This window comes from Glutamicibacter sp. M10, from assembly GCF_025452055.1.
Lineage (GTDB): Bacteria > Actinomycetota > Actinomycetes > Actinomycetales > Micrococcaceae > Glutamicibacter.
In genome coordinates, this window is record NZ_CP104918.1 from 3,501,057 (window position 1) to 3,515,236 (window position 14,180).

Consider the following 14,180-nt stretch of genomic DNA (forward strand, 5'->3'; position numbering starts at 1 on the left):
CCCTACGTTATGCATTTTCATTCGTAGGATTTCGCGGAGTCACAGCCGGGATTCTTCTTTGCTTCTTGCCGGGTACTCAACCTACGAAATCGCTTCAAGTCCTTTATCTAAGATTATGTCATCTACCGCGCACAATTCATCTTTGTGCGCTTTGGGATTGCTTTACGCGTTGCCTGTGCCTGAACGACGCTAAGCTAGAGGTTGTGAGCACTACATCCAAAACTATGACGGTCATTTCACGTTTGGCGATCATCATCGCCCTACTTTCGGCTCTCGCATTGATTGGCACGCTCGTTCTTTATTTTCAGAACATCGCTATCCCCGCTTTAGTGATGGCCTTCGCCGTATGGGGCCTTCCGCTGGCCTTTATCCTGGGCATCGTTGTTGTCATAGGCAATATCGTCAAACGACGCAACACCTAAAAAACAGAATCAGCTCTCGCTCAGCTAGCTCCCAGACTTCTTGTGCAAACTGGAGTTCATGAGTGCAAAACCGACTGAAGCAAAACTTCTTGTAGTTGACGACGAACCAAATATCCGCGAACTTCTCTCCACTTCGCTGCGCTTCGCTGGTTTCGAGGTTGTTGCCGCTGCCAATGGTCGCGAGGCACTAGCTGCCGTAGAAGCAGACGAACCAGACCTTGCAGTTCTTGATGTCATGCTTCCAGACATGGATGGTTTCACCATCACCCGCAAGCTGCGTGCCGCCGGCCGCCACTTCCCCGTTCTTTTCCTCACCGCTCGTGATGACACCAGCGACAAGGTCACCGGCTTGACCGTTGGCGGCGATGACTATGTCACCAAGCCATTTAGCCTGGACGAGGTGGTCGCGCGTATCCGTGCGGTACTGCGCCGCACTTCCAACGGCGAAGAAGAAAGCGCCACCATCGTGGTTGCCGACCTTGAGCTGGATGACGACGCACATGAGGTAACTCGCGCCGGTGAGGTTATTGACCTCTCCCCTACCGAGTTCAAGCTGCTGCGCTACCTGATGATGAACCCTAACCGCGTGCTCTCCAAGTCACAGATCCTGGATCATGTGTGGGAGTACGACTTCAACGGAGACGCATCAATCGTTGAATCCTACATTTCCTACCTGCGTCGCAAGGTTGACCGCCCTGAATGGCCTGCACTGATTCAGACCAAGCGTGGCGTGGGCTACCTGATGCGCACCCCAGATCGTCGCTAGGAATTCTTCGAGTAGTAAAGAGGGCTTGTAAGGTCAGCATATGAAGTCGATCCGGGCCCATTGGCGCCGTACCTCAATGAGGACCAAGCTCGTCATCGTCATGCTCGGGCTGATGGTCTTCGCCATCGTTGCCACCGCGCTGAGCTCAGCACACACGCTGAGGATTTCGATGACCAAGCAAATCGACGTTCAGCTCAACGCTTCGTGGCCCACGATGGCCTACGGGCTTAACAAGGCCTACGTTCATTCGCTGAACGAAGACGGTACAAGCTCCGATTTTGACCCAACCTTGATGGGTCTGAATAGCTCATATGCCGACATCCGCGATGCCGATGGCACGCTGGTGTACGTGATGCCTCGATCGCGCGTTGCACCGACCAACGGCTCCGATCAACCGCTACTGGATCCACAAGAGATCCAGAAGCTTGCAGAACATCCTCTGGTGCCCTCCACCGTGCCCGGTAGCTATCGCAACTCGGCAGGGTGGCGCACCATGATGGTGCCCTTACAGAGCAGCAATCTGAACCTATTCTTGGCTCTTCCGTTGGATCATGTGAACACCACGGTGCGGCAAACCGCCGTATTGGTGCTTTCAACCGGTATGCTTGCAGCCCTCTTGATGTCCATGATCGCCTACGGGCTCACCGGCAGGTCTCTGCGACCGCTGATTAATGTGGAGCGCACCGCCTCGATGATTGCCGATGGTGATCTCTCCCAGCGTGTGAAGGACTACCCGTCAGAAACCGAAGTCGGCCGGCTCTCCCGCTCGCTGAACGCGATGCTGGCGCAAATTGAAAAGGCCTTCCTGGACCGCGAAGCCTCGGAACGCAAGATGCGCCGATTTATTCAGGACGCCTCTCATGAGTTGCGCACTCCGCTGGTGACCATTCAGGGCTACTCCGAGTTTTACCGCTACGGTGGCTTGGCTGATCCTGAGGCGATGGACTCGGCCATGGGCCGCATTGAAGCTGAATCCAAACGCATGGCCCGACTGGTCGAAGACCTGTTGATGCTGGCCCGACTTGATGAGCAGCGCCCCATGGAGAAGCAATCGGTGGACTTGCTGGTTCTTGGCCAAGATGCGGTGGAAGACACCAAGGTGAGAGCACCGGATCGAACGGTGAAGCTCGTGGGTCTAACTACCGAGCGCCCCAGCCCGGCTAGCACGCTGGGTGATGACGCACGAATCCGCCAGATCATCGCCAACCTGATCACCAACGCACTGCGCTACACCCCTGAGGGCACGCCGATTGAGATTGCCGTGGGCGTCCGGTCGTTGGTGGCTGGTGCCATGGATGCGGTGGTTGAAGTTCGCGACCATGGGCCGGGCATTCCTCCCGATGATGCCAAGCGTATCTTCGAGCGCTTCTACCGTGCCGACAGCTCCCGCCAGCGAGAAACTGGAGGCTCGGGACTAGGTCTAGCCATCGTTGCCGCGATCGTGCAGCAACATGGTGGCTCTGTGGCACTTTCCGATACTCCTGGTGGCGGTGCGACCATGTCGATTTCGATGCCGTACGTCCCCGTAGTTGAACGCCCTGAACCAGAGATCGACGACGAAAACTCAACCGGCTCATAACCTTCAGGGCTAGGTTTATCCACATTCAGCACCGCTACCGCACAGCGCAGGCAGGATCCTTTCTAGTTTGGTTGCATCGACTAACCGACACAGCCATCAAGGAAAGGATGAATTCCATGAGCACGTTCTCCACCAATACCGGTGAGATGCAGGTCAAATCGCAGGCGGTCATGAACACCATTGATCGTTTACGTCATGAAGTTTCGACGATGCAAATGAATCTAGACCAACTACAGAGCACTTGGCAGGGTTCTGCTGCCGCATCATTCCAGTCCATCGTTGTTGAATGGCGTTCCACCCATGTGCAAATTGAAGAAGCGCTGAGCAGTATTGCTGCGGCCCTGAATCATGCGTCGATGCAGTACGAGGAAGTGGAGCAGGTCAACACCTCGCTGTTCCGCTACTAGCCCTGTGGCAACAACGCGGCTGGTTGATCAGTAGGCTTAGTCCATGAGTATTCTGATCGACCCGCCGCGTTGGCCTGCGCACGGTACGCTCTTTTCCCATTTGGTTTCGGATCGCTCCCTCAAAGAGCTCCACGAATTCGCCAAAGACCAAGAAATCTCTTCTAGGGCGTTCGACAAGGACCACTACGACGTTCCTCAGGAACGTTACGCGCAGTTGGTTCAGGCAGGCGCACAAGAGGTCAGCGGTGGCCAGCTAGTGCGCACCCTGGTCTCTTCAGGATTACGCATCCCAGCCAAGTATCGTCCAGAAAAACTCGATGGTATCTTGCTACGTCGCTGGGCTCACACCCTACCCACCGAACCGCGCATGGGTAAGGAACTACTGAAAATGTGGTCCCAAGCCCATCGCTACTATCACGACCGCGTTCATCTGCTCTCTGTGCTCGAAGCCATTGACCAGCTGGCTAAGGGCAAGGTGCACAGTGAAGAACTGATGCAACTGCAGTTGGCTGCGTGGTTCCACGATGCGGTCTACGACGGCACAAGCGAAGATGAATTTAAGTCTGCGGTGCTCGCCCGTGAACTCTTGGAGGGCATACTCTCATCCGCCTCGGTTGCCCGAATCAGCGAACTGGTGATGCTCACCGCTAGCCATGATCCTGCTGAGTCTAACGTCCTGGGACGGATTCTGTGCGACGCAGATCTAGAAGTTTTGGCCCGGCCCCAGCCGGCCTATGAACGCTATGCTCAGGCGATCTATCAAGAATATGCGCACCTGCCACAAAGCGTGCTGGCTGCCGGGCGCATCAAGATTCTCTCGGCCCTGGTGTCCAAGGCTTCAATCTACGGTACGCAAGACGGACGCGAACTTTGGGAATTAGCTGCTCGTGCCAACCTGAACCGGGAATTGAATTTGCTCCACACCTGGCTCTAGCACTTGTTTTGCGCTGGTTAAGAAACTGATGGCCTGGTACCTTGTGGGTACCAGGCCATCAGCTTAGTTAATGCGCTACATCTGCAGCAGGGGGCTTATTAGAAGCCGCCCATTCCGCCCATGCCACCCATGTCATCGCCACCAGCTGGGGCAGAGCCAGCAGGTGCTGGCTTCTCTGCAACAACAGCTTCGGTGGTGAGGAACAGGCCAGCGATAGAAGCAGCGTTCTGCAGTGCCGAACGGGTTACCTTCACTGGGTCGTTGACGCCAGCTTCAAGCAGGTTCACGTACTGACCGGTTGCAGCGTTCAGGCCGTGGCCAGCAGGCAGGCCCTTGACCTTGTCGGCGACAACGCCTGGCTCCATGCCAGCGTTCAGTGCAATCTGCTTCAGTGGAGCTTCGATGCCAACACGAACGATGTTCGCGCCGGTTGCTTCGTCGCCTTCCAGCTCAAGCTTGGCGAATGCAGCAGCACCAGCCTGAATCAATGCAACGCCACCACCGGCGACGATGCCTTCTTCAACGGCTGCCTTTGCGTTACGCACGGCGTCTTCGATGCGGTGCTTGCGCTCCTTGAGCTCAACCTCGGTTGCAGCGCCGGCCTTCAGCACAGCAACACCGCCGGAGAGCTTTGCGTGGCGCTCCTGCAGCTTCTCGCGGTCGTAGTCCGAGTCGGTGTTCTTGATCTCGGCTGCGATCTGAGCCTTGCGGCCTTCGATTGCGTCGGCTTCGCCGCCACCTTCAACAATGGTGGTCTCGTCCTTGGTGATAACGACCTTGCGGGCGGTACCTAGAACTTCGAGGCCTACGTTATCTAGGGACAGGCCGATTTCTTCGGAAACAACCTGGCCACCGGTAAGCAGTGCGATGTCGGTGAGCATTGCCTTGCGGCGGTCACCGAAGCCTGGAGCCTTAACAGCAACAGACTTGAACAGGCCACGGATCTTGTTCAAGATCAGGGTAGCCAGCGCTTCGCCTTCAACGTCTTCGGCGATGATCAGCAGCGACTTGTTCGACTGCATGACCTTCTCCAGCAGGGTCACCATGTCCTTAACCGAGGAGATCTTGGAGTTCACGATGAGGATGTATGGATCCTCAAGAACGGTCTCCTGACGCTCGGTGTCGGTGACGAAGTAAGCCGAGATGTAGCCCTTGTCAAAGCGCATACCCTCTGCCAACTCCAGCTCCAGGCCGAAGGTGTTGGATTCTTCAACGGTGATAACGCCCTGCTCGCCGACCTTGTCGAGAGCTTCAGCGATCAGGCCACCGATTTCGGTGTCGCCTGCGGAGATCGAAGCGGTAGCAGCGATCTGCTCCTTGGACTCGATCTTCTTAGCAGCAGCAAACAGCTCAGCGGTGACGGCTTCTACAGCCTTGTCGATACCGCGGCGCAGTGCGATTGGGTCAGCGCCTGCAGCAACGTTGCGCAGACCTTCCTTGACCAGTGCCTGAGCAAGTACGGTTGCGGTGGTGGTACCGTCACCGGCAACATCGTCAGTCTTCTTGGCAACTTCCTTGACCAGCTCTGCGCCGATCTTCTCGTAAGGATCTTCGAGATCGATTTCCTTAGCGATGGACACACCGTCGTTGGTGATAGTAGGGGCGCCCCACTTCTTTTCCAATACGACGTTGCGGCCGCGTGGGCCGAGGGTTACCTTTACCGCGTCAGCGAGGGTGTTCAGTCCGCGCTCGAGTCCGCGGCGTGCTTCCTCGTCAAATGCAATCATCTTGGCCATAGTGGCTTTCGGTCCTTTCGGGACGATTTTGCGAAAATGCAACCGACAGACAGCGCCCGCGACGGACGAGTTCTCCGGTGCGGCATCTGGCCAGCGACCGTTTCAGCTCTCGCTATCTGAGGTATTCTCAGCACCCTGCCCGTACTTGGCTAGACCGCGGCTTCAAAATTCCAATAGGAACGCAAAAGCCGACCGGCGTTAGCAGTCGCAACGCAAGAGTGCTAATACAAATATTGGCACTCTCGCATGGCGAGTGCAAGCCGATCGGCTCTGAGCGAATTGAATTGTTACTGAATTATTTGTTCAGTTCCAGCGGGTCATCGGATCCTATGACCACAGTGACTCGATTAGGGACGTTCTCGGTCTGCAAAACATCGTCAATATTTAGGGCTTCGGCCGCTTTTTCTGCGGTGATCCGTTCGGCCTCTGACATGTAATAAACCGTCGAAGTCTCGGCAGGCTTGTTCCAGTTGTCGGTCACGATGTTGGTGAAGCCGGCTTCAGTCACGGCTTCTTTGCCAGCACTGGCTACCCCAGCAACACTGGCGGCGTTGTAAACACCGATGCGTTGATCAAACAGGACATCTGCGTCATCAATGGTGCTGGACTCAGAAGCGGATTCGCTGGCGCTTGGCTCCTGCGATTCATTTTCATCGGTGGGCGAAGTGCTTTCGCTTCCACCGGCTCCGGCGATGCTGTCCTTGAGTTGCGGAGCAAAGACAAAGGACGCAGCACCGATGATCAGCACGATCACGGCAGCCAACACTACCCACAGCAACTTGCCACCGGTCGACTTTGAGGTAGCAGACTGCGCCCATCCGTGTGCGTGGTGTGAACCCACACGGGTGTTGAACTCCGGTACGCGATCAAATTCGTCACGCGGGTAGTTGGTCATTCTTGTCCTTGCTCGAGGTCTAACTGGTCACGGCAGGCTGGGTTATCTCCCCGAGCCGACCTTACCGCCCACACGACGTTTTGTTGAACGTGTTCTGCGTAGTCGCTTTACCAGCATCGGGTCGTAGGCCATGGCCGCATCCGTTTCTATCAGCTGGTTCAGCAGCTGATAGTAGTTGGTTGGAGACATAGAAAACTGCTTGGTGATCGCTTGTTCCTTGGCTCCCGCATACTTCCACCACAACTTTTCCAAGCTCAGGATCTGTTGTGAACGCTCATCAAGTTCCGAGTCTGGATTCATTACAAAATCTGCCAATAACTCGTTCTCTGCCATGCGTTCTCACCTCGGTCCTCAGCTCAGTTTTTATGTGTCTCGGCCATGCTTGTACTCCACCGTTGGTAGACATACCACCGATATTCTAACCAATCAGCATGCCTATCGCCGTGTGGCCGGGCACAGGCACGCCAGAAAAACGGCACAATTGCACCTATGGATGAAATGCAACAAGCCCTTTTTGACGCTCCACTGCCCCCGCAGGCTGCGGTGTATGCCCCGGGTGATTTCCCTTTTTCCACGGAGCTCAATCCATGTCAGATCAGGGTTTCATCGCCACTGATTGGGTAGTACCGCTATCGGCTACGGACAATATTCTTCGTGATCTAGCCATCAAATTGGCCGAACGCTCCGCTCAGGGCGAAGTGATCCTGCCCGAGCCTAAGGTGATGTTTCGCGCACTGGCATTGCCATTGGCCGAAGTCAAAGTCCTGATTATTGGCCAAGATCCGTACCCCACACCGGGGCACCCCAATGGTCTGGCCTTCGCAGCCAATAAGCCGGTCCGCCCATTGCCCCGTTCGCTGGGCAACATCTATAAGGAACTTCAGGCTGATCTTGGTATCGCTCCGGTCGCTCATCCGGACCTAAGCGCCTGGCAGTCCCAGGGCGTACTGCTGCTAAATCAGGTCCTGTCAGTGTCCGCAGGCCAGGCCGGGGCGCACCAGAAATTCGGTTGGGCTCCGGTTATTGAGGCGATCTTGGCAGCCCTGAACGAACGAGCGAATCCTCCGGTGGCAATTCTGTGGGGCAACCACGCGCAGAAGCTCTCCCCGTCGCTATCCAACGTTCCCCAACTGCGTAGCGCCCATCCCTCACCGTTGTCCGCCTCGCGAGGATTCTTTGGCTCAAAACCGTTTTCAGAAACCAATCGGCTCCTATCCCTTCAGGGACAGAAGCCGATTAATTGGTCGTTGCCGGTAGCTTAGCGTCGACGGATTCGCCGACGCTCACGACGAGCGTTCGAAGTCAGTGGGCGACATAGCGTTTCGCCAAAGACGACGCCTCCGGCGATGGAAAGCATGATGGCCATGGCGTTGAACATTTCAACCAGGCCGGTGGACATGTCATCAACGTTGATCACGATGCCGTACATGGCACGGAAAATCATCAGACCTGGAAGCAGGAACATTACCGCTGGGGCCGCAAGAACTAGCTGCGGAGTACGCAGCTTGTCCGCGGCAAAACGTGCAGCAAAGCCGACCACCGTGGCCACGAGTGCTGGAACCGCACGATCTCCAAGCCCCATGCTCTCAGCCAACATCTGGACCAGATAACCGCCGATAGCAATACCGGCAGTCGGCAAAAGCAAACGCACAGCGCTCTGTTCAGAAATTGCACCGGCCACAATGGCCACCGCAACGAGCAGCAGCAATAACCAGGCCGGATACTCGGTGGTGACAATTTGGTGTACGTCAACCTCTTCGCCGCCGAGCAGATCCGAAACAACCAACGCCGCAGCAATTCCGCTAAGAATCGCGCCGTAGGTCAAACTTGCTGAGAACAATCGCCCTACAGCGGTCACCGGGAACCCATTGATGGCATCTTGCAGTGCCGAGACAAACCGTCCGGAAGGAAGCAAGAGCAGGATGCCTCCTGAGACCACGAGCGCGGGGTCCAACGGCGCATGAAGCTGATACCCGATCAACGCGATTCCGGTAATCACCATGGTTGAGGTTGCGATGGTGAAGAACTCCGGAACCCGCCAACGCGAGCCATAACGACCGATCTGGGTGACCACACTCGATGACACGATAGCCACCAACGCGCCAGCCCACGAGCCGCCGATAAAAAGCACAAATGCTGCCGCGAACAGCGCGCGTCCGCCAGCCACGATCCAGCGTGGGAACGGTTTTGGGCGACGGGTAATTTCCTTCAGCCTTTTGGCCGAGGCACTACGCGATACGCCGCCAGCAATGATGTCCGAGACCAGGTCGTGGACCAAGACCAAGCCTGCATAATTGGACGTATATGAACGTACTACGCGCAGCACCGAGTAACTTTCGGCGTCTGGTGGGCTGTAGTTCAGATGCAGCGACTGGTTGGTGATGTCAACGTCTAGGTGGCTCAGGCCCAGGGCAGCGGTGACCGCGATGATGCTGGTCTCCACTTCCAAGGCACCGGCACCATAACGAATCAGGGTCTCCCCGAGGTCCAGTGCAAACTCCATGGTGCGCCGAGAAGAGGCATCCTGCTGGTCGTTGACCTTTGGATTGGCATAGGGCGTACCCTGCAGGCGTTCAACAATGTTCAGCGCCTGAGTTGGAGGTGTGTCCGAAATCCACATTTTAGCCAGCAACCGACGTGCCACAGGGTTGGCACGGGTAGGCATCAAGGTAATGCCGTCGTCGGTAGTGTGCACCTGACCGGTGCGCCACTCAATATCTGAAGCGGCAGCTGCCGAAACGCTGGCACTAACCGCCGTATTTAGCGGTAGTTCAGAAGCGGTGGGCTGTTCTTCGATAGGCTCATCCGGGTGGAATCCCAGGTTGATTTCACTGGTGGATATCCGTGGCAACGCAGTCGCCGATGGCGCTGGATCATCACCCATCTGCCCTGACGGTACGCCGTGCTCTTCGTCAGATCGATGCGCCACTAATCTTGCCCCTCAGCCTAAGATTTCCCATGCAATTTACGATACAACCGATGGGCAATAAGTTGTGCCGAACGGGCATAAATCACTAGGTAGCGCCGAACACATTTTGCACTGTTTTTTAGCTGCGGAATATCCCCGGTCGCGCGGTGGTTGAGAGACAATGAACTTAGATGTGTTTGCATGCAATTTGAAAGGTACTCATGAGCGACAACCTGCTCTTGCCGGAGATCGGCGTCGAAACTTTTGGTGACATTACTCAGGACGCCGAAGGCAACCTGCTCAGCCACGCACAGGTCATCCGCAATGTCATTGCTGAAGGACAAGCAGCTGAGGCCGCCAACCTAGACTTCTTCGGCGTTGGCGAACACCACCGTGACGACTACGCGGTTTCCTCACCAGAAATCGTCCTGGCCGCACTGGCCAGCACCACCGAACGGATCAAGCTAGGAACCGCGGTGACCGTACTTTCCAGCGATGACCCGGTCAGAGTTTATGAACGTTTTGCCACCCTTGATGCCATTTCCAATTCACGCAGCGAGCTCATTGCCGGACGCGGTTCCTTTGTTGAATCCTTCCCACTGTTTGGGCTGAACCTCGACGACTACGAGAAGCTCTTCGAAGAGAAGCTGGATCTCATGGCCAAATTGCGCCACGGCAACCCAGTGGTTTGGCATGGCCAACATCGCGCCGCTCTGCGCAATACTCAGGTCTACCCACTGTTGGAAGATAAGCCTCTGACTACCTGGGTTGGTGTGGGTGGCTCTCCACAATCGGTGGTTCGAGCCGCACGCCATGGCCTACCGCTATTCTTGGCAATCATCGGTGGACAGCCTGCGGCATTTACCGGGCTGGTTGATCTGTACCATCGTGCGCTAAAGGAATACGGCCATAGCGAGCAACCAGTGGCGGCACATTTCCACGGACTTGTTGCCGACAGTGATGAAGAAGCACTTGAAACACTCTGGCCGCATTACCAGCGCACCATGAACCGCTTGGGCTCCGAGCGCGGATGGCCACCGGCAAGCAAGATGACCCTCCAGGCAGCGATGGGCCCACGTGGTGCCATGATGGCCGGAAGCGGAGAAACCGTGGCCGCAAAGATCGCCTCGGCAACAAAACTTCTGGGACTCTCGCGCGCAGACATTAAGTACTCCGCCGGCACCTTGCCGCATGAAACGATGATGCACAGCATCAAGCTCCTGGGCCAAGAAGTAAAACCACGGGTTCATGAATTACTGAGCGCCTAATCCCGGGCCTCGCCACCAACTGCTAGAACAGCAAAAAAGCCACCGTCACCGGTGGCTTTTTTCGTGGATCTTACTGGACTCGAACCAGCGACCTTTCGCGTGTGAGGCGAACGCTCTAACCAACTGAGCTAAAGATCCATATTGCGCTCTGACCACGGGGTCAAGCACCTCAACGATCTTAGCCTTTTCATACCCCTGCACCAAATCGCGCACCAACTCCGGGCGCCAATCACAAGCTACGAAGCACAGCAAAAACACTCATCAGATCGTTTCTTTTCTCTTCACCAAAAAAGTACCAAAAAGCACTTGTGAACGGCACAGTTCAGACCGCATAATTTTCCTAGCTCATCGAGCGCAAACTGGACCCTACAAGGAAGTTGCCGGAAGCCACCGGCATCGGTCCTATCAAGGCCAACGAATCGGCACAGCGGTTACTGACCGCTGAGCCAAAGCCTTCTTTTCGTTCGTTCTTTTCTTCTAGGACCACACCCAGTGTTTGAAAATCTGAACTTCTCTTTGTCACCGTTGCGCCTCGATTCGGCGCAACTCGCCGAGCTGGCACTGCTGTACCCGGTCATTGACCAGCGCTGGCAACAGAAATTTGATCGTCTGGAACTACTGGTTACCGTGCGCGATCAAGGCACCTTGATCGCTGCAGGGTTAGTTCACGACTCGATCCTGGCTCCCACCGAGGTCATGGACGCGGTAGAGCTCGGCTGTATGGCAGTGCGGCCCGAATACCGTCGCAGAGGAATTCGCCAGCATGTCACCAACCTGCGTCTTGAATTTGCGGTGCGTTCTGGGAAAACGCCCATCAGTGTCATCGATGCGCAGAACCCGGCTTCGTGGGCCTTTTATGAGCGTTCCGACTTATGGGAACGCGAGCGTAGTTTTGAGCAAGACGGCCGACTGAAATTCATCTACCGGGCAACGCAAGCTGCGCGCGGGTGGGTGGACTCTTTGCCTCAGGCCGCCGAGCGTGAGGCACGTATTCTCAGCTACACCCCGAGGCCTAGAACAGTGCGTCTTGTTGCTCATCCACCCATTCGTGCCCTGGCAGCGGAGCCACTTCACCCGCTCGGCGAGCGCGAGCTGCTTCATGCAGGTCGATGGGTGTAACTTTGAGTACCGCGTCCACCATGGCGTTCAGGAACTGTGGTGCTGCAATGTCTTGGGGCACCGCCGGGTGCACACAACGAACTTCGGGGTCTTGTGCCTCATCGTCCCAGTCCACCAGCAACAAGCCGGTGGCGGTGTACCCAAAGCCGTCGCCAAAGTCGCGCAGCTTTCGAATCATATCCACGGTTCGACGGAAAGCTGCCGGTTCACTTTCGAGGATGGTTGCCCGTTGCACAAAGAAGAACCCTACAGCCGCCAACGGATAACGGGCCCGTAGATTCGCAGCGTCACCATAGGCTTCCTCATACCGGTTAGATAGGTTCTTGCCGAAGGAGGAGGTCATGGCCTTGGTGCTCAGCAGCAGTTCCGGTCCGGTGGACCAATGGGTCATCACCACGTCGGTCTGCTTCATATAGGCGCGACCTAAAATTCTCGCGTCGGTACTTCCGGCTTTGCCGTTCATGATCGATTCGTGGACTTCATCGGCTAGGCGTTCAGGCAGCTTGCGAAGTAGGTCCAAGATATCGCTGGAGAGGACTCGTGGTGCTTCGGGCCGCGGCCAGACGAGGTCCGCGTCAAATCCGGCGCGACGTAATTCATGCGCCAACCAGGCGTCAACGCCTTGGGCGAAGCGGCCCGAACGGGTTACCGCTTTGGTCCGTACAGGAATGCTCAAAAGCTTTTCAAGTACAGCGTAGGACGGGTTGAATTCTTCGGTGACTGCCCCGTTATTCAACCACGGTGAATCTTTTGCCGCCGACATCAGCGTTGTATCAAACTCCGCAAATGCCAGGGTCTTTTCGACCGTCGGATTAGCCACGTTTATCCCTTCACCGCTTTGCTTCTTGCCTTGCGTCGCTCCAGCATGTTCTGCCTTGCGGCACGCAGCGCTTGAACTGCGTCCTTATCCAGCTCAAGCATGCTTCCTAGCACGATCCGGTCAACCAGGTCTGTTGCTTCTTGTTTGTGGCCTTGGGCCAGCAGCTGGCGAACCGTATCTTTGATGGATCGCAATTCGTGTGTGTGGGCCTGCACCATGGTGATTGAAGGAACCGGAAGCACGTCGGCTTCTCGCGGTTCAACCTTCAAAATGCCACCACCGTAGGAACGCCCGATGATTTCTGCACCCAACATGGTCAGTGTATTTAGCGATGCCAACGGCAAGAGCTCACGGCCCAACTCACGCACATCGGCGCCGAGGTATACGCCGTGGATTGAGTTGATGTGGTGCACTCCGGCTTGGTTGGTTGTCAGCCGTGGTGTATCAGCATTCATGTACGTCATGAACAGGTCAGGAACCGAAAGCACTGGAACCCGCCACCACGGCGAGCGCACCCGGCATTTGTAAGCTTGGTCCACCGCCTCCAATTCACCACTGGCGATAAAGCTTTCACCAGCGGTGCTCGGGTTAGCTGCCGGCCTAAAGAGATAGGTTGCCGAACCGTGTTCGCCCAAGCGCTGCCACATCGCCTCGTCAAGTTCTAGGCCACGTAAGTGCCTGGAACCTGGTGGGGAGATACGAATCAAATCCTGCTCAGCCAAACCTAGTTCTTGGACTCGTTCACGGCTCAGGGTAAACCATTTGTTATTGCCGGTTACCGCTCCCAGTGAGGTTTCGCCCCACGCCTTGAGCGTGGACAAATGCCCGTGGGCCAAAGCGGAGGAAAGGATTGATTGGGCTTCGATGCCCACCAATGAGCCGGTCCAGCGCTCCGCTTTTTGTACCGGGGCATGCTGGGTTCCGGCGCCCAACTGCGCCAGGTCTTCAGCGTTGCGGAATTGATGCAGGTTGAAGTGAGCTGTGGGTCCTTGCTGATACCCCTCGGCCAGCAGCAGCACTACTTCTTCTTGCGCGTCAGCAAAAAGGCGCTGCTCAAAAACCACCAAATGTACGTTGGCAAAACGTTCGAGCAACATCTGGCGCACTGACCCGGCATAGTTCACAAACATCAGCTCAGCAGGCAACACAAACGCCATCCGGCCACCCTGAGCCAAGAAGCTGGTTGCATGAACCACAAAGGCCGCCCAGATGCTGGCCAGTTCGTTCAGTTCCACTCCGGCTTCTTTGGCCGCAGCTCTGGAACGCTGGCGGTCTACTCCGCGGTGCAGTTGGTATCTGACGTACGGCGGGTTGCCGATCACCACG

At 56.3% G+C, this 14,180-nt stretch carries 14 protein-coding genes and 1 tRNA gene; 8 read left to right on the forward strand and 7 right to left on the reverse strand.

Translation table 11 applies throughout. The annotated features are described in order from the left end of the window. Positions 1 to 203 precede the first annotated feature (203 nt). The 5 genes from N6V40_RS16920 to N6V40_RS16940 all read left to right on the forward strand — a co-directional run bounded on the left by N6V40_RS16920 (position 204) and on the right by N6V40_RS16940 (position 4,108). On the forward strand, positions 204 to 422 hold the full coding sequence (locus N6V40_RS16920) for a hypothetical protein (RefSeq protein WP_262198404.1): 219 nt from the start codon (positions 204 to 206) through the stop codon (positions 420 to 422). A gap of 58 nt (positions 423 to 480) precedes the next feature. Beyond that, the gene (locus N6V40_RS16925) at positions 481 to 1,188 is read left to right on the forward strand and encodes a response regulator transcription factor (RefSeq protein ID WP_262198406.1); all 708 of its coding nucleotides are present in this window, start codon (positions 481 to 483) and stop codon (positions 1,186 to 1,188) included. Positions 1,189 to 1,264: 76 nt separating this feature from the next. Continuing rightward, complete coding sequence (locus N6V40_RS16930) at positions 1,265 to 2,767, forward strand: sensor histidine kinase (RefSeq protein WP_242632590.1); 1,503 nt, start codon at positions 1,265 to 1,267, stop codon at positions 2,765 to 2,767. A gap of 116 nt (positions 2,768 to 2,883) precedes the next feature. Next, entirely contained in the window at positions 2,884 to 3,174 is a 291-nt protein-coding gene (locus N6V40_RS16935) for a WXG100 family type VII secretion target (protein WP_131090334.1), read from the forward strand. 43 nt (positions 3,175 to 3,217) lie between these two features. After that, entirely contained in the window at positions 3,218 to 4,108 is an 891-nt protein-coding gene (locus N6V40_RS16940) for a DUF4031 domain-containing protein (protein WP_131090335.1), read from the forward strand. A gap of 98 nt (positions 4,109 to 4,206) precedes the next feature. Here the strand turns inward: N6V40_RS16940 and groL are convergent, their stop codons facing one another. From groL to N6V40_RS16955, 3 genes are all read right to left on the reverse strand, one after another. After that, complete coding sequence (gene groL, locus N6V40_RS16945; protein WP_131090336.1) at positions 4,207 to 5,844, reverse strand: chaperonin GroEL; 1,638 nt, start codon at positions 5,842 to 5,844, stop codon at positions 4,207 to 4,209. 295 nt (positions 5,845 to 6,139) lie between these two features. Beyond that, the gene (locus N6V40_RS16950; protein WP_131090337.1) at positions 6,140 to 6,739 is read right to left on the reverse strand and encodes a LytR C-terminal domain-containing protein; all 600 of its coding nucleotides are present in this window, start codon (positions 6,737 to 6,739) and stop codon (positions 6,140 to 6,142) included. Between the two features lie 42 nt (positions 6,740 to 6,781). Then, positions 6,782 to 7,072, reverse strand: a complete 291-nt coding sequence (locus N6V40_RS16955; RefSeq protein WP_131090338.1) for a DUF3263 domain-containing protein — start codon at positions 7,070 to 7,072, stop codon at positions 6,782 to 6,784. A 254-nt stretch (positions 7,073 to 7,326) separates the two neighbouring features. Here N6V40_RS16955 and N6V40_RS16960 point away from each other — a divergent pair, with 254 nt between their 5' ends. After that, positions 7,327 to 8,001 (forward strand): uracil-DNA glycosylase, encoded by a 675-nt coding sequence (locus N6V40_RS16960; RefSeq protein ID WP_262198411.1) that lies wholly within the window; start codon positions 7,327 to 7,329, stop codon positions 7,999 to 8,001. Here the strand turns inward: N6V40_RS16960 and N6V40_RS16965 are convergent. Then, positions 7,998 to 9,668, reverse strand: a complete 1,671-nt coding sequence (locus tag N6V40_RS16965) for a threonine/serine exporter family protein (RefSeq protein ID WP_262198413.1) — start codon at positions 9,666 to 9,668, stop codon at positions 7,998 to 8,000. The genes N6V40_RS16960 and N6V40_RS16965 overlap by 4 nt on opposite strands. Before the next feature lie 200 nt (positions 9,669 to 9,868). Between N6V40_RS16965 and N6V40_RS16970 the strand changes: the two genes are divergently transcribed. Further along, positions 9,869 to 10,915, forward strand: a complete 1,047-nt coding sequence (locus N6V40_RS16970; RefSeq protein ID WP_131090340.1) for an LLM class flavin-dependent oxidoreductase — start codon at positions 9,869 to 9,871, stop codon at positions 10,913 to 10,915. Between the two features lie 64 nt (positions 10,916 to 10,979). Here the strand turns inward: N6V40_RS16970 and N6V40_RS16975 are convergent. Continuing rightward, a tRNA-Val gene (locus tag N6V40_RS16975) sits at positions 10,980 to 11,053 on the reverse strand. 354 nt (positions 11,054 to 11,407) lie between these two features. On the opposite strand from N6V40_RS16975, the gene N6V40_RS16980 reads away from it, so the two are divergent. Then, on the forward strand, positions 11,408 to 12,034 hold the full coding sequence (locus N6V40_RS16980; protein ID WP_262198414.1) for a GNAT family N-acetyltransferase: 627 nt from the start codon (positions 11,408 to 11,410) through the stop codon (positions 12,032 to 12,034). Here the strand turns inward: N6V40_RS16980 and N6V40_RS16985 are convergent. Both N6V40_RS16985 and N6V40_RS16990 read right to left on the reverse strand, forming a co-directional pair. After that, positions 11,928 to 12,854: a hypothetical protein gene (locus N6V40_RS16985; protein WP_242632592.1), complete on the reverse strand. Its 927-nt coding sequence runs from the start codon at positions 12,852 to 12,854 to the stop codon at positions 11,928 to 11,930. The two genes, N6V40_RS16980 and N6V40_RS16985, sit on opposite strands and share 107 nt — an antisense overlap. Positions 12,855 to 12,856: 2 nt before the next feature. Further along, entirely contained in the window at positions 12,857 to 14,179 is a 1,323-nt protein-coding gene (locus N6V40_RS16990) for an Eco57I restriction-modification methylase domain-containing protein (protein ID WP_315973728.1), read from the reverse strand. Position 14,180 lies beyond the last annotated feature (1 nt).

What these genes read in the sequence shown, in the direction of transcription:
- N6V40_RS16925 (WP_262198406.1), top strand. Translation starts at nt 481, where the DNA reads ATGAGTGCAAAACCGACTGAAGCAAAACTTCTTGTAGTTGACGACGAA.
- N6V40_RS16930 (WP_242632590.1), top strand. Translation starts at nt 1,265, where the DNA reads ATGAGGACCAAGCTCGTCATCGTCATGCTCGGGCTGATGGTCTTCGCC.
- N6V40_RS16935 (WP_131090334.1), top strand. Translation starts at nt 2,884, where the DNA reads ATGAGCACGTTCTCCACCAATACCGGTGAGATGCAGGTCAAATCGCAG.
- N6V40_RS16940 (WP_131090335.1), top strand. Translation starts at nt 3,218, where the DNA reads ATGAGTATTCTGATCGACCCGCCGCGTTGGCCTGCGCACGGTACGCTC.
- groL (WP_131090336.1), bottom strand. Translation starts at nt 5,844, where the DNA reads ATGGCCAAGATGATTGCATTTGACGAGGAAGCACGCCGCGGACTCGAG.
- N6V40_RS16950 (WP_131090337.1), bottom strand. Translation starts at nt 6,739, where the DNA reads ATGACCAACTACCCGCGTGACGAATTTGATCGCGTACCGGAGTTCAAC.
- N6V40_RS16955 (WP_131090338.1), bottom strand. Translation starts at nt 7,072, where the DNA reads ATGGCAGAGAACGAGTTATTGGCAGATTTTGTAATGAATCCAGACTCG.
- N6V40_RS16960 (WP_262198411.1), top strand. Translation starts at nt 7,327, where the DNA reads ATGTCAGATCAGGGTTTCATCGCCACTGATTGGGTAGTACCGCTATCG.
- N6V40_RS16970 (WP_131090340.1), top strand. Translation starts at nt 9,869, where the DNA reads ATGAGCGACAACCTGCTCTTGCCGGAGATCGGCGTCGAAACTTTTGGT.